This is a genomic window from Shewanella oneidensis MR-1, assembly GCF_000146165.2.
GTDB lineage: Bacteria > Pseudomonadota > Gammaproteobacteria > Enterobacterales > Shewanellaceae > Shewanella > Shewanella oneidensis.
The window spans coordinates 1,055,363-1,078,724 of sequence record NC_004347.2; the positions used below are offsets into that span (position 1 = coordinate 1,055,363).

Below are 23,362 nucleotides of genomic sequence, written 5' to 3' on the forward strand. Positions count from 1 at the left end.
TGTGAAATAGGTGCTGTGGTTACCAGCGCTCGCCCAGCAGATTGGGCTGGATCCCTTTAATGGACTTGCGGTTATCACCGCTGCCCTTGATCCCGGCCTCAAACTCGGAGCGGAAATATTTAATGGCGCTGGCAAGCGGCTCAACGGCGCCCGGGGCGTGGGCGCAGAAGGTCTTGCCGGGGCCGAGGAAATTGCAAAGCTGCTCGAGCGTTGCTAAATCGCCCTCTTGCCCTTCACCGCGCTCAAGGGATCGCAGCAGCTTGACGCTCCAAGGCAGACCGTCACGGCAAGGCGTACACCAGCCGCAGGATTCGCGGGCAAAAAATTCTTCCATATTGCGCAGCAAACTCACCATGCTGATGGAATCATCCACCGCCATCGCAAGGCCCGTGCCCATGCGGGTGCCGACCTTACCTATGCCTGCTGTGTACATCTGGGCATCGAGGTGCTCGGGCAGCAAAAAGCCGGTACCTGCGCCGCCCGGTTGCCAGGCTTTCAGGCGATAACCGCTTCTCATGCCGCCGGCATAGCCTTCAAATAGCTCACGGGCGGTGATGCCAAAGGGCAGCTCCCACACGCCAGGGTTGTTGACCTTGCCGGAAAACCCCATCAGCTTAGTGCCGTGATCTTCTGAGCCCGGTAGCGCCAGGGTGTGATACCAAGCCACACCATTGCCGATAATGGCGGGTACGTTGCACAGGGTCTCGACGTTGTTAACGCAGGTGGGTTTGCCCCAAACGCCGGAAACGGCGGGGAAGGGGGGCTTGGCGCGCGGGTTGGCGCGGCGCCCTTCTAGGGAGTTAATCAGCGCCGTCTCTTCTCCGCAGATGTAGCGGCCAGCGCCGGTATGGACGAACAACTCGAAGTCAAAACCCGAGCCGAGAATGTTCTTACCGAGCAGGCCCGCGGCCTTGGCCTCTTCTACGGCCCGGCGCAGGTTGATGGCGGCATCCACGTACTCGCCACGCAGGAAGATGTAGCCGCGATAGGCCTTGAGAGCCTTGGCGGAGATGATCATCCCCTCGATCAACAGATGGGGTAGCTGCTCCATCAGTAGCCTGTCTTTCCAGGTGTTAGGCTCCATCTCATCGGCGTTGCAGAGCAGGTAACGGATGTTCATGCTCTCATCTTTGGGCATCAGTCCCCACTTAACACCAGTGGGGAAGCCCGCGCCGCCGCGGCCCTTAAGCCCGGCATCTTTGACTGTGCTGACAATCTCGTCCGGACTCATCTGGCCCAGCGCCTTGCGCACGGCGTCATAGCCTTGCTTGGTTTGATATTCCTCTAGCCACACTGGCTGGCCGTCGTCCCGTAGCCGCCAAGTGAGCGGATGGGTTTCGGCCGCGCGTGGCGTACGGTTGGCGGTGCCAAAGGAGGTGAGAACTTTGCTCTGTGGTAGGCTCATGGGTAAGCCTCCAGGGTTTTTAGCAGGGTGATAGGGTCAAGGCCGCCATAGGTGTCATCATCGATCATGATGGCTGGCCCCTTGTCGCAGTTGCCAAGGCAGCAGACCGGTAGCAGGGTAAAGCGGCCATCAGGCGTGGTTTGGCCAGGTGCGAGGTTCATCACCTCTTTGAGACCGGCCATCAACTGTTCGTGGCCATTGATGTAGCACACCATGCTGTCGCAGACGCGAATAATGTGGCGCCCCACCGGCTGGCGGAAAATCTGGCTATAGAAGGTGGCGACACCTTCGACATCGCTGGCGGGAATGCCAAGCTCAGCCGCGATGGCGTAAATCGCGCCGTCAGGCACCCAGCCTCGGGCCTGCTGCACAATTTTGAGCGCTTCAATACTGGCGGCGCGGGGATCTTCGTAGTGATGTTTCTCGTGTTCGATGGCATCGCGTTCAGCTTGACTCAGAACAAAATCGCTCTGGTTGCTGCTGCATGCCCCTTGCCCCTGTGGGGTCTGCTTATTTTGACACTGACATTGCTGGCTCATGACTTGACCTTTGGTGGCTTATCTTTTTACTACTACACGTCTTATAATCCATGCCCCCGACCCTTGCCGGGGGCGGATCACTTAACGGTCCACATCCGACATAACGAAATCGATACTGCCCAGATAGACAATGAGGTCCGACACCATGCTGCCCTTGATCACCGAGGGGATCTGTTGCAGGTGAGCAAAGCTCGGGGTGCGGATCCGGGTCCGGTAGCTCATGGTGGAGCCATCGCTGGTCAGGTAGTAACTGTTGATCCCCTTGGTCGCTTCGATCATTTGAAACGACTCAGCCGCAGGCATCACCGGGCCCCATGACACTTGCAGGAAGTGGTTGATCAGGGTCTCGATGTGCTGCAACGTGCGCTCTTTGGGCGGCGGGGTGGTGAGCGGATGATCCGCCTTGAACGGTCCCTCCGGCATGTTGTTCATACACTGCTCGATGATGCGCATGCTTTGGCGAATTTCTTCGATGCGCACTGTGGCTCTGTCGTAGGCATCGCCATTGCTGCCGACCGGCACTTCAAAGTCAAACTGCTCATAGCCCGAATAGGGGCGCCATTTACGCACGTCGAAGTTAAGGCCGGTGGCGCGCAATCCGGCCCCCGTGGTGCCCCAAGCGAGCGCTTGCTCGGTGGTGTAGGCGGCAACGCCGATGGTGCGCCCGCGAAGGATGCTGTTGCGCATCGCGGCCTTTTCATAATCCATCAAGCGTTTTGGCAGCCAGCTCAGCAGGTTATCCTGCACCAGTCGCTGCCATCCCTTCGGCAAGTCGTGGGCCACACCGCCGATGCGGAACCATGCCGGGTGCATACGCGCGCCGGTGATCGCCTCGATGATGGTGTAGATGTGCTGGCGGTCGGTAAAGGTGAAGAACACCGGGGTCATGGCCCCCACGTCCTGAATATAGGTACCGAGGAACAAGAGGTGGCTTTGGATGCGAAACAGCTCGGCCATCATCACCCGGATCATGTCGACCCGCTGCGGCACCTTAATGCCGGCGAGTTTCTCGACCGCGAGCACGTAGGGCAGGTTGTTCATCACTCCGCCCAGATACTCGACCCGGTCGGTATAGGGGATGTAGCTGTGCCAGGACTGGCGCTCGCCCATCTTCTCGGCGCCGCGGTGGTGGTAGCCGATGTCGGGCACACAGTTGCGGACCTCTTCGCCATCGAGTTGCAGCACCAGCCGGAAGGCACCGTGGGCAGAGGGGTGGTTGGGGCCGAGGTTTAAGAACATGTAGTCCTCATTCTCGTTACCGCGGGCAAGCCCCCACTCTTCGGGTTTGAACAGCAGGTTCTCCTGCTCCATGTCCTGCTTGGCGGCATCGAGCATGAAAGGGTCAAATTCGGTGGCGCGCGCCGGGTAATCCTTGCGCAGCGGGTGACCCTGCCAGCTCTTGGGCATCATGATGCGGGTCAGATGGGGATGGCCATCGAAGGTGATGCCCATCAGATCCCACACTTCCCGTTCATACCAGTTGGCATTGGGGAAGTGGTTGGTGATGGTGGGCAGATGCAGGTCACTCTCAGCTAGTGCTACTTTCAACATCACATCGGCGTTACGGTCGATGGAGATGAGGTGATAGAAGACGGTGAAGTCGCTTTGCGGCAGGCCGTCGCGATGGCTGCGCAGCCGCTCGTCGGTGGCGCTTAAGTCATAGAGCATCACGAACGGGGCGGGCAGCTTGCGCAGGAAGCCCACTACATCTTGCAGCAGCTCGCGGGGGAGCCAGACCACCGGCACGCCGGTGCGGGTGGTCTGCACGGTGAAGTGCTCGGCCCCGAAGTGGGCAAACAGTTCGCCAACGACCTTGGCATCCTTGTGGTCACTGGGTTGCCACTGGGCCATAGTGTCATTGTGTGGAAAATCACGAGTCAGTTTCATCGGTTAAATCTCATCCGGCGTGCGCAGGTTGGTCACGTTGATCCGTTCGCCGCGCTTGCGCTCTTTTTCGGCTGGCATTTGGGGACGGTAAATCCCTTGATCGCCCACCACCCAAGAGAGCGGGCGGCGCTCCTTGCCGATGGAGTCCTGCAGCAGCATCAGGGCTTGCAAAAAGGCTTCGGGACGGGGTGGGCAGCCTGGAATGTAAACGTCGACCGGCAGAAACTTGTCCACCCCCTGCACCACCGAGTAGATGTCATACATGCCGCCCGAGTTGGCACAGGCCCCCATGGAGATCACCCACTTAGGCTCGAGTAGTTGCTCGTATAAACGTTGGATGACCGGCGCCATCTTGATAAAGGGCGTCCCGGCAATCACCATAAAATCGGCCTGCCGGGGCGAAGCGCGGATCACTTCGGCGCCGAAGCGGGCCACATCGTGGGGAGAGGTGAAGGCGGTACACATCTCCACATAACAGCAGGAGATACCGAAGTTGTAAGGCCAGAGGGAGTTCTTGCGGCCCCAGTTGACGGTGTCTTTCAGCACCTCTTCAAGGCGGCCCATCATGATGCCGCGTGTTGCTTCTTGTGCTAGCGGATCATCGACGGTTTGGCGCTGCTCCTGGGGGTAGCGCTCAACGGGCGCATCCGGGTCAATCCGGGTCAGGGTGTACTTCATGGTGCAACCTTAAGGAAATGGTCTGTGGGTCAATCAGTGTTTTTGTTATTTAGCTGCGGTTTACGCGGTGACCACTCCAATGCGCCGATGCGCCAGAGATAGACAAGGCCAATAAGCAGCAGTCCAATGAAAATGGTGGCTTCAATAAAGCCGACCCAGCCGCTTTCGCGCACGGAAACCGACCAAGCAAAGAGATAGAGAGCTTCGACGTCGAATATGACGAAGAACATGGCAACCAGATAGAACTTGGCGGAAAAACGCAGACGGGCAGTGCCAACCGAGTCGACACCAGATTCAAACGGCTTGTTCTTGGTACGACCTTGGGCGCGTCCCCCGAGGAGGGCTGCGAGCCCTATCATGGTCAAACAGATAGCGATGGCACCGATGACATAAATAGCGAAAGCCCAATGTTGAGCAGAAATATCAGCAAACATGATGGTTTTTCCTAGAAGCGGTTGCTCTTTGAAAATTTTTTGTTAAGCAATACATTGGCAACCACATAATCACTAATGCTAAATCGTTTGTGCGATTTTCAACCACATTGATGTAATGAGAAGTAATCTACAACAAAACAGACTAAGTGGATTAACAATAATCTTGGCGATTATTACATTTTTGCACTGATTTACAAGTCATTTATAGGTGCTAATTGTTCATAGGTGACACGTGATTAAGTTCGCATTTTTTTGTTATTTGTGATACAGGGATGGGCCGATGGTTGCTTATCGTCAACATCAGGCAGGGATACGCAGCCGCCTCGATAAGCGTGGTGCCATCAGTGGAAATGAGACTTTTCAGCGAGATCGCCAAGCGATCTGTCTTAACTGTTCGCCATTACCCCACGGGCTCCTTGATTTTTTAGGGCTTGAGTAAGCCCACACCCATCTAAGTTAATTTATGTTAGTCATCACTTAACTATCTAATTTGTAATGTTAAAGTGGTAGACAGAGATTAATCCGCACGTTATCTTAGGTTTTTAACAAGGATGAAACTTAATCGTGACCACGGCTAAGTTCACTTGCATCAGGAAGATGTGTCTTTATTTCGCAAGAAACACTTCCTGAACAATATGCGATAAGTCTCTTGGCGCAAGGCGCTAGAGCCTAGAATCTAGAATCTAGAATCTAGAATCTAGAATCTATAAAAGCATTACAGCAGTGCAATCCCTTGACTAACGAGTGTTGGCCAAGTGCGGTAGCCATGGCGGGGCTTTTTGTCGAACGACAAAGTTGAAACGTTTCGATGGTGCTGCTTTGCTTGGCGCTGCGAATTGGCAATGTTATCTCGGTTATCTGTTTATGGCGGCCTAACGGCCGAGAAACGTTTAAGGTCGTGGGGTTTCACCCCACACCCGACCAAGGAGGACTGCTCGTCCTATCCTCCTTGGATGCTCCAAGACGCCCCTAACGGAGTTGAAAGCCCCTTGTGCTCATTGGCAAATTTGCTATCGCTTCCGAAGGATGCGTCCCTGCACCTGCGAAAGCTAGCTCGCCATCCATGGCGAGACTCACGCAATTTGCCTATTCGCCCTGCGGCAACTCCGAGGGGATGGTGTACTCTTTAGGCTCCGTAGTTGTTGGACGATTGTTAAGGCATCAAAATGTGTTTGTCGGCTCTTTTCTAAAACGCTTCTCGGTATGTAAGGTCTCGATTTTTCTGCATGAAAAAATGTTGAAAACTCATCATATAATATTATAAGCTACTGTAATATAACGATTATTTATTATGATCGCTCGAAGGTTAAGCCATTTAAGGCCTGAATTTCGTTAGAAGTCCGGGTAATGCACTGTTATGCATCAAGGAGTCTAGGTTGAGGGATAGTGTCTTTAAAGTAGTATTTCTTGGAAAGAGAAAGGCAATTAGTTTTTGTACATGGCTTAAGCTTCTTTTAATTGAAATTTATTTAGGCGAGCAACTTTTAGAAATGTTAGCTCACACATCATCATATAATTATGAGTCCGAAGAGATTATTTTTGGTAGTGACTCGAATGGGTGGAAAAGACCCTTAATAGATTTCATCCCGTCTACAATGATAAATAAATTTTTATCTGAACGTATACTAAAACTATTACGAATAAAGTACGTCCAACACTACAGGTTGCTAAAAAGAGTTACGTCAACTTCGTTAGAGCATTCAAAAGGCGAACAACTGTATAAGTTAAACAATCAAAAGTTGCATTTGATTGTACTGGTCAACCCAAACTGGACACTTTTACTTGAGAATTCTCAAACTCTACAGGTGACAGATCGTTATTAGCAGAATGAAGTCGCTCCAAGTTGTAATATTTGATGTAAGCCGTCACATCTTGCTTCATAAACTCCCTTGTTGGTTGAGCAACTTTAAAAATCCAATCGTGTTTCAAGCTACCAAAGAATCGCTCAACAACGGCATTATCCCAACACGCACCCACATCACCCATGCTGGCTCGGATACCATAGCTCGATAGCAGCCTACCGAATTGTTTACTGGTATATTGCGAGCCTCGGTCACTGTGAAATACCAGCCCTCGCGCTGGTTGTCGCAGGTTGTAGGCTTTTATTAATGCCTTGGATATCAAATCTGTGGTCATGCGTTTGTCTATGCGCCATCCCACAATCCGGCGTGAATATAAATCCATCACCACAGCTAAGTACATCCAGCCTTCACCCGTCTTTAAATAGGTCACGTCACCCGCCCAGACCTGATTAGCCGATACTGGATTAAAGTTCATGTTTAACAGGTTATCAGCCACTGCATCTGAGTGTTTTCGCTGTGTCGTCACCTTGTAAGCACATCGCTGGGTTGCTTTGAGTCGAAGGCGGTGCATAATTTTACGAACGAGATAGCGACCAACCTGGTAGCCTTCCTTGCGCAATTTCTTCACCATTTCACGATTCCCTAAGCTGCCTCGACTTTGCTTAAATAGCTGTCGAACAAGGCGATAAAGCTTCAGTGTTTCAACGCTTATCACGTTTGCAGGGCGTTTATGCCAATCGTAATAGCCTGACTTACTGACACTCATTACTCGACATAACAGTGTTATGGGAAACAGGTGAGATTGCAGTTTGATGAAACGAAATCTTACTTCATTTCTCTCGCAAAGAAGGCGCTTGCCTTTTTTAGAATTTCTTTTTCCATGCGTAATTCTTTGTTTTCTCTACGCAATCGCTTCAACTCATCACGCTCAGACTCTTCTAAGGTGATGCCTTGTTGCAGGGCTTCGTGTTTTTCCTTCCAGTTGTAAAGCAGGCTCGTGCTAACTCCAAGAGACTTTGCCGCATCGGCAACGCTATAACCTTGCTCCAGCACCATCAAGACGGCTTCATCTTTAAATGCCTGCGGATAACTCTTATGTGATTTTTTCAGACTCATATAGACCTCTTAATTTATTGACCATACTGTCTCAAAATTAAGTGTCCGATGGGATTAGACCAGAACAATGAATGATTTAATGGGACACCCATTGTTAATAACGGATGTTCCGGAAAAATTAAAAGGCGGACATGCATAGCTTTTTAAATGCGAAAAGTTAACTCTACTCTTACAGAAGTTTACCTATCCCCTGCGAAGTTGCCGCGGGGCGTTGGAATAAATTGCGTGAGTCCGGTCATGGATGACCGGCTAGCTTCCGTAGGTACAGGGACGTTGCCTTCGGAAGCGATAGCAATTTTTCCATAAGACCAAGGCCAGTAACTAATGCATGTAACTTCGCTAGGGGCGGCAAGGGGAGATGCAAGAGGGGGATTGCTGTTGATCCCCTTCTTGCCCTGGTGTGGAATGGAATTCCACGACTTTGATTTTGATTTAAAAATTCAAACGAAGTTTGAATCAGCTTTTCAAACCGCGTTAGCGTAAGTCCGATCCTGATGGAATAAAATGGACATCCACTGTTAATGGCGCGGTGGTAGTGTTCATAATTCTGTGTCATTTCAGTAAAATATTCAAAAACAGGAATGACACATGACCCAACCTTTTAACTTCGAACAAGCCCTTAAAGATCTGCAGTCAGGTAAAAGCCTCACAGGTAAAGACAGCATTCTTGGCCCACTGATCAAGCAACTCACTGAAGCGGCTCTCCAGGCTGAGCTTGAGCAGCATTTAGCGCATGATCCTCAGCCTAATCGTAAAAATGGCAAAACCCCTAAGACCATTAAGCATCCGTCCGGTAACTTTGAGTTAGACGCGCCTAGAGACCGCAATGGCACCTTTGAGCCTCAGTTGATTAAGAAAAATCAAACTACACTAACCGATGAAATCGAACGTAAAGTGTTGTCGATGTTCAGTATAGGTATGAGCTATCGCGATATTAATCAACATGTTGAAGATATGTATGGGCTCAATGTGTCTAACGCAACAGTAAGCGCCATCACCGACAAACTCATCCCCGAACTTAAAGCGTGGCAACAGCGCCCATTAGATAGCCATTATCCTATCGTTTGGCTTGATGCGATACATTATAAAGTCAAAGAGGATGGGCGTTACGTCAGTAAAGCCGTTTACACATTGTTAGCGCTTAATATGAAAGGAAAAAAGGAAATTTTAGGGCTTCACTTATCCGAAAATGAAGGCGCTAATTACTGGCTATCCGTACTGGCCGATCTTAATAATCGTGGTGTAAAAGATATTCTTATCGCCTGTGTTGACGGCTTGACCGGTTTCCCTGAGGCCATAGCCAGTATCTTCCCTCATACGGAAACACAGCTATGCGTTATCCACCAGATCCGCAACTCAATGAAGTATGTCGCCTCAAAAAATCAGAAAGCGTTTATGGCTGATTTAAAGCCTGTGTATCGAGCCGTGAGTAAAGAAGCCGCAGAGATGGCCTTGGACGAACTGGAGGCCAAATGGGGTGATGCTTATCCGTTGGTAATCAACTCTTGGCGTCGCAAATGGCATAATTTGTCCCATTATTTTAAGTACCCAGAACATATCAGGAAAGTGATTTACACGACCAATGCGGTTGAGGCTGTGCATCGCCAATTTAGAAAGCTCACCAAAACCAAAGGTGCATTTCCTAATGAAAATAGCTTGTTGAAGCTACTTTACGCAGGCATATTAAACGCCTCAGATAAATGGACTATGCCAATCCACAATTGGAGCCTTTGTTTATCTCAGTTAGCGATTTATTTTGAAGGACGTTTAGATAGCGTGCTAGAAATTTAAAAATTAGCCTGACACAGAATTTTGAACGCCCTCGGCGCGGTCGTAAAATTATGATTCTTCTTGGGTTAAGCATTAAATAAGGTGGTTTAATGCTTAGTCCTTACGGAATTCAGATAAGCTTTGGATGATTAAAAATGATTCGATATCTATTATTCCTATTCTTTGCTCTTGTGACATGTGTGGGTAATGCGCTGGCTGGCGAATATCAGCTGGATTGGCATGTCTCAGGCGAGGAGCTGATTTATCATTCCTGCGGTTGTGCTGATTCCTGTTGGGTTGCCGAGGTTCGCCAAGCTAAAGCGGAAATACCGCTTATCGCCAAACTGAGATGCGACTGCGAAAAACTCTATTTTACTGATAAAACTGGCGTAGAACGGGTTGTCGCTGAAAACTGTGATGACTTAAACACCGACAATAAAATGGATTTGATCCCAGAGCGAATCAAGCAACTTCAGTCACATTTTATTACTCCACATTAAGTTTAATTCCTTTCTCGTTTTACGAGTGATACTATCTTCTGCGGTATGTGCGCTTGATATGGCGGTTAATTTCAGTAATAAAAATCTTGCAAGATTATGCTATTTTTATTGTTGTCGATGTCTAATTAAGTTACTCAATAGTCACAAGTAAAACAAGGAACAGTAATATATGGATTTTTTACGAGATGGTTCAGTCCATCCTGCAGTGTTCTTTTACGCTATCATCAGTATCGGTATTTCGATTGTCTGTTTTTTATTAGCTAAAGATAAAAGGCGAAATACAGTTATTGCCGTTGTTACAGGCCTTGTTCCAATATTAAATTACTTTGCACTTGCCTACTATGTTGGTATTACAAAGTTGGATGTGACTGAAGAAATTTAAAGAGTGTAATCTGTTGGATTTTAAGGGTGAGTAATATGTTTCGCTATTTATTGTTGGTTTCAATGCTGCTTTTGTCTAGCTGTGCCAGTGTAGATAAAACAAGTGTGAAATTAAGCTCTGCTACTATTCATAAAGTAAGTTACATAAAAAGTTCTGATGGCATTTTTGAGTTCTCATTCGATTACGTTATTGATAATTTTGTAAATTATAAAAATATCTATTTTTGTTCCGTGCATGTGCTTGCTATTGGTGGGAAAACTATTATGTCGCCTGCAGAGGGCGAGTCTTCAGCTTGTTCTATTGATACATTTAGCGGAAAGGCTAAAGTAAATTGGACTGCAAAAGGGGATATTAAATCTGATTTGTCTATTCAATATTTTATTGCTATCTATCAAAATGAATCTAAAGATTTAAGCCAAAGTATTGCTAATAGCCAGTTAGCTAAGTTAGAAATCTAATTTTGCAAGAGATAGGAGATGCATAGCTTTTTAAATGTGAAACGTTAACTTTACTCTTACAGAAGTTCACCTATCCCCTGCGAAGTTGCTGATTAGCATGAAGCTAGTCTTTTATGTGCTTAATTTTTTAATTAGCCCATAAAAAATACATGCTGTAGCTAATGGGTACACCTGATAGGGCACTGTTGCACCAGTGACCTTCTAAAACATGGATGTTTTAGTAGAGCCTACAAGGATGTATTTACGGCGTGTCACTGGGGTAACAGTGCGAAAGCCTGCGGCAGGCAATGAGTTGCATCATTACTTTACAGCGATATTGTTGCTAGTTCGCAATGCAAAACGAACCAGCAACATCGGGTGTGGGGTGAAGCCCCACGACCTTTTCGGTCGCAAGACCGATCTTAGATCTCAAACCGCGTTAGCGTAATAACGATCCCGACTAATTTTAAAAATCAGTCAGGATCACTCCCTATTCAGGGTCATAATCCAACACTGGCGCCAGCCACTTCTCCGTCTCGGCAACAGTCATCCCCTTGCGCTTAGCGTAATCCTCCACCTGATCGCGACCAATATTGCTCACGCCAAAGTAGCGGGATTTCGGGTGGGCGAAATACCAGCCAGATACTGCGGCGGTGGGGAACATGGCGTAGCTTTCGGTAATGTTTAAGTCGATGGTTTCATTCGGCTTTAACAGTTCCCACAGCAGGCCTTTTTCGGTGTGATCCGGGCAAGCGGGGTAACCCGGTGCGGGGCGAATGCCCTTGTATTTTTCGCGAATTAACGCCTCGTTATCGAGCTGCTCATCGGCGGCATACCCCCAAAACTCTTTACGTACGCGCTCGTGCATCCGCTCGGCAAAGGCTTCGGCTAAACGGTCGGCTAAGCATTTGAGCATAATGGCGTTGTAGTCATCATGATTTGCCTCAAAGCGGGCGACATGCTCATCAATCCCATGACCTGCGGTGACCGCAAAGCCGCCCATATAGTCGGCAACGCCGCTGTCTTTGGGCGCGACAAAATCGGCCAGACAGAAGTTATCGTTACCCACCCGCTCAAGCTGCATCCGCAGGTGATGAGTGGTCAGCTCAACCTCTGTGCGAGTCTCGTCGGTATAAAGCTCGATATCATCAAAGCCAACTGTGTTAGCGGGAAACAGCCCAATCACGCCCTTGGCGGTGAGCCACTTTTCTTCGATGATTTTTTTAAGCATCGCCTTGCCGTCGCTAAACAGTTTTTGCGCCTCAACGCCCACCACTTTATCGCTTAAGATTTCAGGGTAATGGCCGTGCAGCTCCCACGCGCGGAAGAACGGCGTCCAGTCTATACGGTCGACTAAATCGGTTAATGGATAATCATCAAACACTTGGCGACCGAGTACGTTTGGCTTAAATGGGCTGTAATTGGCCCAGTCGTGCTGGCAGCGGTTTTCGCGGGCGGCCTCTAGCGAGACGATTTCCTTACGCTTAGCTTGGGATAAACGCTTGGTGCGCATATCGTCGTACTCGGCATAGGTTTCATCAATGGTTGCTTGGCGGGTTTCGTTATTGACCAGTTTGCTGACCATGGGCACGGCGCGGGAGGCGTCGGCAATGTAAATCGCGCCATGGGGATAATGGGGCGCAATCTTCACCGCCGTATGGATTTTCGAGCAGGTTGCGCCGCCGATAATCGCCGGAATGGTGAGGCCTTCACGGTGGAAGGTTTTGACGTTATGCACCATCTCATCAAGGCTTGGGGTAATCAGCCCAGACATGCCGATAATATCGATATTGTGTTCTTTCACCGCCTCAAGAATGCGCTCTACCGACACCATCACGCCTAAATCGAACACTTCAAAGCCATTACAGGCGAGTACCACGCCAACAATATTTTTGCCGATATCGTGCACATCGCTTTTTACGGTCACCATCAAAATCTTACCGTTCGACTGACCTGCGACTTTTTCCTTTTCAATAAAGGGATTGAGGTAGGCCACGGCCTTTTTCATCACCCGCGCGGATTTGACCACCTGTGGCAGGAACATTTTGCCCGAGCCAAACAGGTCGCCGACGATATTCATGCCGTCCATCAGCGGGCCTTCAATCACATCCAGCGGACGTGAGGCGGCTTGGCGAGCGGCTTCGGTATCTTCATCAATAAACTCGGTGATGCCTTTGACCAGCGCATGGGCTAAACGCTGATTAACAGGCCATGAGCGCCATTCTAAATCTTCTTTTTTGGCGCTACTTGAACCATCGCCACGGAATTTTTCAGCAATCTCAAGCAATTGCTCGGTATTGTTCGAGCCTTCAACCGGGCAAGGTAGGTTGAGCACCACGTTTTCGACCCGCACTTTAAGCTCGGGGTCGATATCGTCAAAAATCGCTAATTGGCCCGCGTTGACAATCCCCATATCCATGCCGACTTTAATGGCGTGGTACAAAAATACCGCGTGAATCGCCTCACGCACTGGGTTGTTACCGCGGAAGGAGAACGACACGTTCGACACCCCGCCGGAAATCATTGCATGGGGCAGGGTGGCTTTAATCTCTTTAATGGCATCAATAAAATCGACAGCATAGTTATCGTGCTCATCGATACCTGTGGCAATCGCGAAGATATTCGGGTCGAAGATAATGTCTTCGGGCGGGAAACCCACCTTATCGACCAGCACGCGGTAGGCGCGGGTACAGATCTCGACTTTGCGTGCTTTAGTGTCGGCTTGGCCTTGCTCGTCGAACGCCATAATAATGGCTGCTGCGCCATAGCGTTTAACGAGGGTCGCTTGCTCGATAAACTTCTCTTCGCCTTCCTTCAAGGAGATTGAGTTAACAATGCCTTTGCCTTGAATACATTTGAGGCCCGCTTCAATCACTTCCCACTTCGAGGAGTCGATCATAATCGGCACGCGGCTGATATCTGGCTCAGAGGCGATCAAGTTTAAAAACTTGTGCATGATCTCCACGCCATCAAGCATGCCTTCGTCCATGTTGATGTCGATGATCTGCGCGCCGCTTTCTACCTGTTCACGGGCGACGTCGAGCGCTTGCTCGAACTTGCCTTCTTTAATCAGCTTTAAAAATTTGGCCGAGCCAGTAACGTTAGTGCGCTCGCCCACGTTCACAAACAGGGTTTGGGCGTCGATAGTGAGCGGTTCCAAACCCGCGAGGCGACAGGCGACAGGGATCTCGGGTAATACGCGCGGTGCAAACTGCTCCACGGCTTCACGAATGACCTTAATATGCTCGGGCGTGCTACCACAGCAGCCGCCGATAATGTTGAGCATGCCTTCACGGGCCCATTCTTGGATAACCTTGGCCATGTCCTCTGGGGTTTCATCGTAACCGCCAAACTCGTTTGGTAAACCTGCGTTAGGGTGCGCCGACACATAACATTCGGCGATGCGTGACAGTTCTTCAACGTAGGGACGCAGCTCTTTTGGCCCAAGGGCGCAGTTAAGGCCGATAGATAACGGCTTGATATGGCGAAGGGAGTTATAAAAGGCTTCGGTGGTTTGTCCGGTCAGGGTACGGCCCGAGGCATCGGTAATGGTGCCGGAGATCATCACTGGCAAACGCGCAGGCGAGTTAGCGCCAAACAGTTCATCGAATACGGTTTCGATGGCAAATAGCGCTGCCTTGGCGTTTAAGGTATCGAAAATGGTCTCGACCATAATGATATCGGCACCGCCCTCAATCAGCGCGCGGGTCGATTCGCAGTAAGCGGTCACTAACTCATCGAAGTGGATATTACGAAAGCCAGGGTCGTTCACATCGGGGCTGATAGAGCAGGTACGGTTAGTGGGCCCTAACACACCAGCGACGTAACGTGGCTTGCCTGTGGCCTGTTCGATTGCATCACAGGCCTCACGCGCAAGGCGCGCGCCTTCGCGGTTAATTTCGGCGGACAATGACTGCATGTCATAATCGGCCATGGCGATAGTGGTGGCGTTAAAGGTATTGGTTTCAATAATATCGGCACCGGCTAATAAGTAGTCGGTGTGAATTTGTTTGATAATATGTGGCTGAGTCAGGACTAACAGGTCGTTATTACCCTTTACATCGGTATGCCAATCCTTGAAACGCTCGCCGCGATAATCGGCTTCTTCCAGCTTGTAGCCTTGGATCATCGTGCCCATGGCACCGTCTAAGATCAGAATGCGCGTCGACAGCTGGTTACGAATGTCTGCCAGTGTGTGGCTCGCTCGATTGGGTGATATCGCCATAAAATGATTACCTTTACTACAGCTAAGTTGAGTCCAAAAGTATGCAATTTTGCGGCAAATTGCATTTTATTATTGAATGTCGTTCGTTTTGTTTTGGACATTTATACGTATAGACGTCCATAATACGCGACATCGGATTGTCAGGGCAAGGTGAAAGTCATTAGGAGCGAGAATCTAGAATCTAGAGTCTAGGTCCTAAGATTTTTAAAAGGCATATATGAAACAAGTTCGCTTATTACTGTTGCGCCATGGGGAATGCGAGGGCGGGGCGATTTTACGTGGCCGCGTTGATGTGCCTTTAAGTGCCAAGGGCTGGCGGCAGATGTCGGCGGCAGTCGCTTTGCAGGTCTGTGAGTGCCACGGTATTTATAGCTCCACCTCGAGGCGCTGTGCTGAATTTGCCAAGGTGTTGGCGACTAAGCATGCTAGCGCGTCCGTCAGTTCAAGCTTCGCCAGTGCCAGTTCAAACTGCATCAGTTCAAACAACTTTGCTGCGCCAACATCTTCGCCGCTTGAGGTCAGCCTGCTGGAGGATCTACAAGAAATGGATTTTGGCGATTGGGATGGTCGCTTGCTCGATGAGTTATATCAACAGGATGGCGAGCGCATGGCGGCCTATTGGCAAGATCCTTGGGCTGTAGCGCCGCCCAAGGGTGAAACGATGGCCGATTTTGAGGCCCGAGTTGATCGCGCAATTGCGGCCATTCTCGAGCAAGCATTTGCGTGCCTTCCCCTTGGTGATAAACCCGCCGATGCTGCAGCTGATACTGCGGCCAATATTTGGGTGGTGACCCACGGTGGGGTGATCCGTCATTTAATGGCGAGGGCGTTGGGGGCGGTGAAAGCCGTGGGTTTTTATAGTCAGCTCACCCTGCCCGTGGCGGCGCTGGTGACTATCAATGTACTTGAAGATAACCAAGGGACTCGATACTGGCGCTTAGACTGGCCATCGGGCCATGGTGAGTGAGGTTTGCATCAGCATCAAATGCGATGTTGAACATTTTCTGATTTAAACGGCATTGCCTAATGAGCCAGATATAGGATAATGCTTTTCCTTGATGTTTGAGTGAGATAGCGCATTTTGTTCGCTAAGCTTAAATGTCGCAGAAATAGGTGTTGGGAATTTCGCGCTAACCTATGCTATTGCATTAAGGTCATAAACGCCGGATCAACCCAAATATAATAGGGAATCGGGGCGCTGCCCGTCAGCCAGCCCGAACTGTACCCGCAACTGTGAGTAGTTAAAAGAAGCGCCTAGATTCTAGATTCTAGATTCTAGATTCTAGATTCTAGATTCTAAAGCCTAGCACCTTCTTTTCTACAAGTCAGGAGACCTGCCTATTGCTGTTTTCGCTGCGTGCAGCCTTAGTTCTCGAGCGGGTGACTCGAGGGAGCAGAAGATGATATTGATACGTCTCGCCCTGTGGCCCATGGCGCAGCAGGGTTTTGGCAACACAAAATATGCCTGTGGGAGTGGCTTTTAATGCAGCCTTCCACATCAACAGTTACATCAACAGTTGCGCAACCTTCGGCGGCGCGAACTCATGTGGGACTCAATGTCAGCCAAGATGTGGCACTCAATGTCAGCCAATTGAGTTGGACCATCGAAGGCAAAACCATTCTCTCTGGGGTTAACTTTGCCCTGCAGCGCGGTGAAATGCTGGGATTAATCGGCCCTAACGGGGCGGGTAAATCCAGTTTACTGCGTTGTCTATATCGTTTTATTCGCCCGACTCAGGGGCAGATCAGCTTGTTTTCGCAGGATATTAGTCAGCTTTCGCCCAAGGCATTTGCCTGTAAAGTGGCCGTAGTGCAGCAGGATACGCCGCACTATTTTGATATGACCACAGAGCAACTGGTTGCCATGGGACTCACGCCCCATAAAGGAATGTTTGATAGCCATTCCAGCGGTGATAGCGACAAAATTATTAAAGCGCTTGAGAAGGTTGGCCTTAGTCATAAGTTGCATCAGCAATATGAGCGGCTTTCGGGCGGCGAGAAACAACGGGCGCTGATTGCCCGCGCTATCGTGCAACAACCACTGCTACTGATTTTAGATGAACCCACAAATCACCTCGATGTGCGCTACCAAATACAAATTTTGGAGCTGGTTCGAAGCCTTGGCATTAGTGTGATTGCCTCGATTCATGATCTGAATCTGGCAAGCGCCCTGTGTGATAGTTTGCTGCTACTCGATAATGGGCAAGTGAGCGCCATGGGCACGCCAACTGAGGTGTTGACTGAGGAGCGCATTGCCCAAGTTTTTGGGGTTTGCGCCCAAGTGATGCCCCATCCACAACATGCTAACCCGTTGATTAATTACTTCTATGGCTATCAAAAATCATATGGCTATCAAAAATCAAAGACAGATGAAGAGGGCGCAATCCATCCTCCCCATATCATTAATGGGGTGAAAACCCCATCATGATAAGCAGACTTAAGCTGATTACCCTGTTAACCCCTATTTTTACGCCATTAACTCGCCAGCAATGGCTGATGTTAGCCTTGGTGGGTTTTACTCTGCTGACGCCGATTGCGGCCGCCAGTTTTGGCGCGGCGAATATCAGCTTTTTAGATGTTTTTAATGTTTTTATAGATAAATTCAGTCAGTTATTTATGGGTGAGAATGCGCCAAGCACTGCCGCGATGACGGATCGGATTGTGATGGAATTAAGGCTACCACGAATATTGCTCGCCTTTGTGGCGGGGGCGGGGCTGTCTTTGGCGGGCAGTGTGTTGCAAACCGTGACTCGCAATCCCCTTGCCGACCCTTATTTGTTTGGGATTAGCTCAGGAGCCTCCTTTGGCGCTGTGGTGATGCTGACGTTGTTTTCCGGTTCAGGTTTTTTTGCGAATGCGGGTGTGATTGCCAACTCGGGAATATTTAGTGGTGCGGAAATATTGGCTGGGCTCCAGTGGTTTAGTTTGCCCTTTGGCGCTTTTATTGGTGCCAGTTTATCCGTACTTATTGTTTTGGCTTTATCGGGGTTAGGGCTCAACAGCCAAGTTGAACGCATGCTGCTCTCAGGGGTGGCAACATCGTTTATGTTTGGCGCGTTAACCAGTTTGCTGCTGTATTTTGCCAGCCCGCAGGCCACGGCATCCGTGCTTTTTTGGAGTTTGGGCAGTTTTGCTAAGGCCAGTTGGTCGCTATTAATTTTGCCGACCATCGTTGTGCTGGTGAGTTTTTTTATCATCCTCGGTTGGAAGCGGCAGATTATGGCTTTGCAAGCGGGGGATGAAACGGCCCATACCTTAGGGGTGAATGTGCCCAAATTACGCCTCAATATGTTGCTGCTGTGCTCGTTAATTACCGCCATTTTAGTGGCGACCTGCGGCGGTATTGGCTTTGTTGGATTAATGATCCCCCATACGGTGCGCTTGTTATTTCCTGGTCGTCAGCCAATCCTGCTCACTGCATTGGTGGGTGGCCTGTTTATGGTGTGGATTGATGTGCTTGCGAGATGTTTGCTGGGCAATCAAGAGCTGCCCGTGGGGATTATTACCGCCTCGATAGGCAGTTTTTTCTTTTTGCTTATTCTGCGTCGGCGAAAGGTGGCCAGTTAATTTAACCTGAACTCGGGGTAACGAGTGTCGAAAAAACCTAAATTTAACAAACTAAATTAATGATATAAATAATTGTTTTTAAATGGATAAATATTTTTTACTGAATGCGCAGATTTTTGCGCATATGAAGGCGCTCTGTCGTACGCCATAGCGAGCTATGGTTAGACAGAGCAACGCAGAGTGGCCCGAAAAGATGCCTATTCAGCGGCTCTACTTATCCCGGGCTCAGGTTAATTTAATGCTTAAGATGTATGGAAAATAGGCGTGGGATGCGCCGTAGTTATTCAATTTGGATTAGCGAGTGGAGTGTGAATGTCTCAATCAAGCCTGTCATTTCAAATCGAGCCTGTGAGTAAAGCGCAGGATCAGGTTATTCAACAGAAAATCGATCTTAAGACTAAGCCGCCCGGTGCCTTAGGGATGCTAGAATCCTTAGCTCTGCAAATCGCTCGCATCCAAGGGCCGCAGCAATTGCAGATCGTCAAACCCACCATGTTGGTATTTGCGGGGGATCATGGCATTGCAGCCGAAGGGGTTTCAATTGCCCCAAGTGAAGTGACCCACCAAATGGTACAAAACTTTGCTGAAGGCGGCGCGGCCATCAATGTGTTTTGTCGGCAATTAGGCTTAACGCTTGAAGTGATTGATTGCGGTATTCTCACCCCTGTTGAGGGTGTTGAAGGGATTATCGATCAACGCCTTGGTGCGGGTACTGGCGCTATTCACTTAGAACCCGCTATGTCTTTGGATTGCGTAGATAAAGGTTTTGCCATGGCGCGGGAGTTAATTGAGCGTCACCATCAAGCGGGCTGTAATCTGGTCGCGTTTGGTGAAATGGGTATTGGCAACACTTCCTCTGCGGCGGCGATTATGGCGGCGATTATGCAGTTAGAAGTGGCCGATTGTGTGGGTCGTGGCACGGGGATCAATAGTGAGACCTTAGCGCGTAAGTTAACGCTGGTTGAACTGGCGCTGCTGTCGCATCAAAGTGCCATGACGGGGCCAAAACAAGTGCTGGCGTGTCTTGGTGGATTTGAAATTGTGCAAATGACTGGCGCAATGCTGGCTGCAGCCGAGCGGAAAATGTTGGTGGTTGTGGATGGTTTTATCGCGACTGCCGCCGCGTTAGTGGCAGTGACTATCAATGCTAATGTGCGGGATTATCTGATTTTTGCCCATCGCTCCGAGGAGCAAGGTCATCAACGCATGCTGGAACATTTACAGGCTAAACCCTTGTTATCTTTGGGCCTGAGATTAGGTGAAGGCACAGGCGCCGCCCTAGCATTGCCGTTAATTCAAGCTGCAGCAAATTTTTACAATCAAATGGCGAGTTTTAGTGATGCTGGGATTGAGGCTGTTGTATGATGTAGCTCTGCTAAGTTATTTATTTAACTTATTTAAAATAATAACTTTTAGCTAACCGTTTTAACTTTAAACCTTGCTGCAAGTGTGTATTCACTAAGGATGCTTTATGTCAGAACGCGAAAGCTGGCACAAAGAGATAGATTTGTTTTTTGTGGCCATGGGCTATTTTACCCGCATTCCTATGCCCAAATGGGTCGAAGTCGATGCCGATAAACTCAATAAAGCCAGTCGTTACTTTGGCCTAGTGGGTCTGTTGGTGGGACTGTTAAGCGCCATTATCTTTTGGCTCACCCAAAACTGGTTGCCTGCTGGGGTGTCGGTATTGCTGTCGATGTTAACGGGTATCCTGTTGACCGGTGGATTCCACGAAGATGGGTTAGCCGATACCTTCGATGGCTTCGGTGGCGGTTGGACGGCCGAAGACAAGCTGCGAATTATGAAGGATTCTCGCCTTGGCAGTTACGGCGCTTTAGCCTTGATTATGGTGCTGCTGCTTAAATGGCAATTATTAGTAGAATTAGCACTTTATGACCCCGTGGTTGCCGGTTCGGCAATGATTGTCGCCCACACTGTGAGCCGTGTGGTGGCCGCGAGTCTTATCTTTACCGAGACATACGTGCGTGATGATGAGACCAGCAAGTCCAAGCCATTAGCCCAGCATCAAGGCATTAATGATCTATTTATTTTGATCGCCAGCGGTGTGTTAGTGCTGCTGGTGCTTAAGGGAATTGCTGCCCTGTCGTTGCTGTTAGTGATGATAGGGTTGCGCCGTTTGATTGTGGTGATTTTTAGACGTCAAATTGGTGGTTACACAGGCGATACCTTAGGCGCTGCGCAGCAAATTTGTGAAATCGTGTGTTATTTTGTACTGCTGGTTGTGGGTGGCATATTGTGATCCATTTAGTACTAGGCGGCGCACGTAGCGGCAAGAGTCGTTACGGCGAAACCTTAGTACGCCAGTATACGGCTTTAGGATTCGATGCCTGTTATGTAGCGACAGCGCAGGCACTCGATGCTGAAATGGCCAGTCGGATCCGTTTACATCAGGACGGTCGTGCCATGGATGATATCGACTGGCAGCTAGTCGAAGAACCTTTGGCATTAACCGCCAGGCTTAAGCGTTTAGCCAAACCTGGTAGGGTGATTTTGGTGGATTGCTTAACACTTTGGTTAAGCAATCAATTACTTGCAGGAAACCCTGCGGATGAACCCGCCTCGACCGATTCCGATTTTGCCATAACGGTTGCTACATCCTCTAAACATGATGCGTTAGCCCAGTGGCGACAGGCAAAAGCGGAATTTGTGGGGGCGTTAAACGCGCTTGAAGGTGCGGTGATTTTAATCAGTAATGAAGTAGGCTCTGGCATTGTGCCCATGGGGGAACTAAGTCGCCAATTTGTCGATGAGGCGGGCTGGTTAAATCAAGCTGTTGCGGCGGTTGCGGACAATGTGACCTTAGTGGTGGCAGGTTTACCGCTGGTGCTGAAATCGAGCTAATGCTTAGATTAAGCTAATGTTTGATCGAGTGAATGTTATTCTGAGCTGCTTTCGCGTTTCGTTCGTATTAAAAGATGCGCCTTTTATCTAATTCCTCTATTGAGTCATATTCCTACCCATGCATGTAAATAAAGCGCCCGCATCCACGGTAACCGATATAGCGGCAACCTCTTGCTTGTCTCAAACACTGCCCCAAGGCGCCAAAGTATTAATGGTGCAGGGCACCACCTCTGATGCAGGCAAAAGCACGTTGGTGGCGGGAATATGTCGATTACTGGCCCGTCAGGGCGTCAACGTCGCGCCTTTTAAACCGCAGAATATGGCGCTCAATAGTGCCGTGACTGTTGATGGCGGCGAGATTGGCCGCGCACAGGCGCTGCAAGCCGCGGCCTGTTATTTAGTGCCTCATACTGATTTCAACCCGATTTTACTCAAACCCAGTTCAGATACGGGCGCCCAAATTATTGTGCAGGGTAAAGCGTTAACGACACTCGAAGCCTCGGCTTTTTTTGGAGAAAAATCGAAAGATTATAAAGCCATGGCCCTTAATGCCGTGTTGGACTCCTTTGAACGCCTAGGTCAGCAATATCACACCATAGTGGTTGAAGGGGCGGGGAGCCCAGCTGAAATCAACCTGCGTGCTGGGGATATTGCCAATATGGGCTTTGCCGAAGCGGTTGATTGCCCCGTGATTATTATTGCCGATATCGACAAAGGCGGCGTGTTTGCCCATTTGGTCGGGACCTTGGCGCTGTTATCCGAGTCAGAACAGGCGCGGGTAAAGGGTTTTGTGATCAATCGCTTTCGCGGCGATATCAGCCTGTTGCAGTCTGGTATTGATTGGCTTGAGGCGTATACGCAAAAGCCAGTATTGGGCGTGCTGCCCTATTTGCATGATTTACACTTAGACGCCGAGGATGCGCTCACTGACTCGCCAACTAAGCAGGCCAAGAGTTGTTTTAAGGTGCGAGTGCTGGTTTATCCGCGCACCAGTAATCACACGGATGTTGATCCGCTGAGGCTGCATCCCGATATCGATTTTGATTATGTGTCACTCCAGACGCAAGCCTTAGCTCAGACGCCGGAGATCGCCGCCGATTTGCTGATTTTGCCTGGTAGTAAGAATGTCCGAGCCGATCTGGCTTTTTTACGTGAGCAGGGCTGGGATAAGCAAATTGCTAAGCATTTGCGCTACGGCGGTAAAGTGCTGGGAATTTGTGGTGGTTATCAAATGCTGGGTGAGCGCATTGCCGATCCGTTAGCGATTGAAGATGTGTTCGGTACTAGCCAAGGGCTAGGTTATTTACCCATCAGCACCGAATTTAAAGCCGAAAAGCAGTTACGTTGCGTCGCAGGCGAGTTGACATTGATAGGGCAGACTGTGGCAGTCAAAGGTTATGAGATCCACTGCGGTGAGTCCCAATATCTCACGTCCAGTGATGCCGCCAAGGGCGCGCCATTACGCTTGATAAATGAGTTAACTTGCGATGAACAGGCGGAAAAGTCTTTTGCCGACGGCTGTTTAAGTGAGGACGGGCAAGTGCTAGGCACTTATTTACACGGGCTATTCGACAGCCCTGATGCGTGCCAGTTAATTCTGCGTTGGGCGGGATTAGAAGATGCACAAGCAATTGATATTAATGCTATTCGAGAACAACAACTGGATAGGTTGGCCGATGTATTGGCCGAACATCTAGACTTACCACAATTACAGGCAATCTTAACCGCATCAGTTAAGCCGTAGGATGAACATCAAAC

Annotated in this window: 18 protein-coding genes and 1 riboswitch; of the genes, 11 read left to right on the forward strand and 7 right to left on the reverse strand. The window is 49.5% G+C overall.

Annotated features, from left to right (window positions below; genetic code table 11):
* Positions 1 to 19 precede the first annotated feature (19 nt).
* The 6 genes from nuoF to SO_RS04775 form a co-directional block, all read right to left on the reverse strand.
* Positions 20 to 1,405 carry an NADH-quinone oxidoreductase subunit NuoF gene (nuoF, locus tag SO_RS04750; RefSeq protein WP_011071282.1) on the reverse strand — a complete coding sequence of 462 codons (1,386 nt, stop codon included), beginning with the start codon at positions 1,403 to 1,405 and terminating at the stop codon, positions 20 to 22.
* Positions 1,402 to 1,944, reverse strand: coding sequence for an NADH-quinone oxidoreductase subunit NuoE (gene nuoE, locus SO_RS04755; protein ID WP_011071283.1), 543 nt, complete (start codon positions 1,942 to 1,944; stop codon positions 1,402 to 1,404). Before nuoE ends, nuoF begins: the two co-directional genes overlap by 4 nt.
* A gap of 81 nt (positions 1,945 to 2,025) precedes the next feature.
* Entirely contained in the window at positions 2,026 to 3,831 is a 1,806-nt protein-coding gene (gene nuoC / locus SO_RS04760) for an NADH-quinone oxidoreductase subunit C/D (RefSeq protein WP_011071284.1), read from the reverse strand.
* A 3-nt stretch (positions 3,832 to 3,834) separates the two neighbouring features.
* On the reverse strand, positions 3,835 to 4,509 hold the full coding sequence (locus tag SO_RS04765; protein WP_011071285.1) for a NuoB/complex I 20 kDa subunit family protein: 675 nt from the start codon (positions 4,507 to 4,509) through the stop codon (positions 3,835 to 3,837).
* Positions 4,510 to 4,538: 29 nt separating this feature from the next.
* Positions 4,539 to 4,943: an NADH-quinone oxidoreductase subunit A gene (locus SO_RS04770; protein ID WP_011071286.1), complete on the reverse strand. Its 405-nt coding sequence runs from the start codon at positions 4,941 to 4,943 to the stop codon at positions 4,539 to 4,541.
* Between the two features lie 1,758 nt (positions 4,944 to 6,701).
* Positions 6,702 to 7,861 (reverse strand): IS3-like element ISSod1 family transposase gene (locus tag SO_RS04775; RefSeq protein WP_141135407.1). Its coding sequence is split into 2 segments (ribosomal slippage): positions 6,702 to 7,612 and positions 7,612 to 7,861, totalling 1,161 coding nucleotides; the frame shifts between segments, so codons are not numbered across the junction.
* A gap of 588 nt (positions 7,862 to 8,449) precedes the next feature.
* Here SO_RS04775 and SO_RS04780 point away from each other — a divergent pair.
* The 4 genes from SO_RS04780 (at position 8,450) to SO_RS04795 (ending at position 10,971) form a co-directional block, all read left to right on the forward strand.
* Entirely contained in the window at positions 8,450 to 9,652 is a 1,203-nt protein-coding gene (locus SO_RS04780) for an IS256-like element ISSod4 family transposase (RefSeq protein ID WP_011070721.1), read from the forward strand.
* Positions 9,653 to 9,786: 134 nt separating this feature from the next.
* Positions 9,787 to 10,131, forward strand: coding sequence for a hypothetical protein (locus SO_RS04785; protein ID WP_011071287.1), 345 nt, complete (start codon positions 9,787 to 9,789; stop codon positions 10,129 to 10,131).
* Positions 10,132 to 10,300: 169 nt separating this feature from the next.
* The gene (locus SO_RS04790; RefSeq protein ID WP_011071288.1) at positions 10,301 to 10,513 is read left to right on the forward strand and encodes a hypothetical protein; all 213 of its coding nucleotides are present in this window, start codon (positions 10,301 to 10,303) and stop codon (positions 10,511 to 10,513) included.
* Between the two features lie 35 nt (positions 10,514 to 10,548).
* Positions 10,549 to 10,971 (forward strand): lipoprotein, encoded by a 423-nt coding sequence (locus SO_RS04795; RefSeq protein WP_011071289.1) that lies wholly within the window; start codon positions 10,549 to 10,551, stop codon positions 10,969 to 10,971.
* A 469-nt stretch (positions 10,972 to 11,440) separates the two neighbouring features.
* Here SO_RS04795 and metH read toward each other — a convergent pair whose 3' ends face one another.
* Positions 11,441 to 15,175, reverse strand: a complete 3,735-nt coding sequence (gene metH / locus SO_RS04800) for a methionine synthase (protein WP_011071290.1) — start codon at positions 15,173 to 15,175, stop codon at positions 11,441 to 11,443.
* A 217-nt stretch (positions 15,176 to 15,392) separates the two neighbouring features.
* On the opposite strand from metH, the gene SO_RS04805 reads away from it, so the two are divergent.
* The 7 genes from SO_RS04805 to SO_RS04835 all read left to right on the forward strand — a co-directional run bounded on the left by SO_RS04805 (position 15,393) and on the right by SO_RS04835 (position 23,348).
* Positions 15,393 to 16,142 carry a histidine phosphatase family protein gene (locus SO_RS04805; RefSeq protein WP_011071291.1) on the forward strand — a complete coding sequence of 250 codons (750 nt, stop codon included), beginning with the start codon at positions 15,393 to 15,395 and terminating at the stop codon, positions 16,140 to 16,142.
* Positions 16,143 to 16,308: 166 nt separating this feature from the next.
* Positions 16,309 to 16,531: riboswitch (cobalamin riboswitch) on the forward strand.
* Positions 16,532 to 16,658: 127 nt separating this feature from the next.
* Positions 16,659 to 17,603 (forward strand): ABC transporter ATP-binding protein, encoded by a 945-nt coding sequence (locus SO_RS04810; RefSeq protein ID WP_011071292.1) that lies wholly within the window; start codon positions 16,659 to 16,661, stop codon positions 17,601 to 17,603.
* Positions 17,600 to 18,742, forward strand: coding sequence for a FecCD family ABC transporter permease (locus SO_RS04815; RefSeq protein ID WP_011071293.1), 1,143 nt, complete (start codon positions 17,600 to 17,602; stop codon positions 18,740 to 18,742). Before SO_RS04810 ends, SO_RS04815 begins: the two co-directional genes overlap by 4 nt.
* Before the next feature lie 312 nt (positions 18,743 to 19,054).
* Positions 19,055 to 20,107, forward strand: coding sequence for a nicotinate-nucleotide--dimethylbenzimidazole phosphoribosyltransferase (cobT, locus tag SO_RS04820; protein ID WP_011071294.1), 1,053 nt, complete (start codon positions 19,055 to 19,057; stop codon positions 20,105 to 20,107).
* 106 nt (positions 20,108 to 20,213) lie between these two features.
* On the forward strand, positions 20,214 to 21,002 hold the full coding sequence (locus tag SO_RS04825) for an adenosylcobinamide-GDP ribazoletransferase (RefSeq protein ID WP_011071295.1): 789 nt from the start codon (positions 20,214 to 20,216) through the stop codon (positions 21,000 to 21,002).
* On the forward strand, positions 20,999 to 21,604 hold the full coding sequence (cobU, locus tag SO_RS04830; RefSeq protein WP_011071296.1) for a bifunctional adenosylcobinamide kinase/adenosylcobinamide-phosphate guanylyltransferase: 606 nt from the start codon (positions 20,999 to 21,001) through the stop codon (positions 21,602 to 21,604). Before SO_RS04825 ends, cobU begins: the two co-directional genes overlap by 4 nt.
* A 211-nt stretch (positions 21,605 to 21,815) precedes the next feature.
* A complete protein-coding gene (locus SO_RS04835) occupies positions 21,816 to 23,348 on the forward strand; it encodes a cobyric acid synthase (protein ID WP_011071297.1) in 1,533 nt (510 codons plus the stop codon).
* Positions 23,349 to 23,362 lie beyond the last annotated feature (14 nt).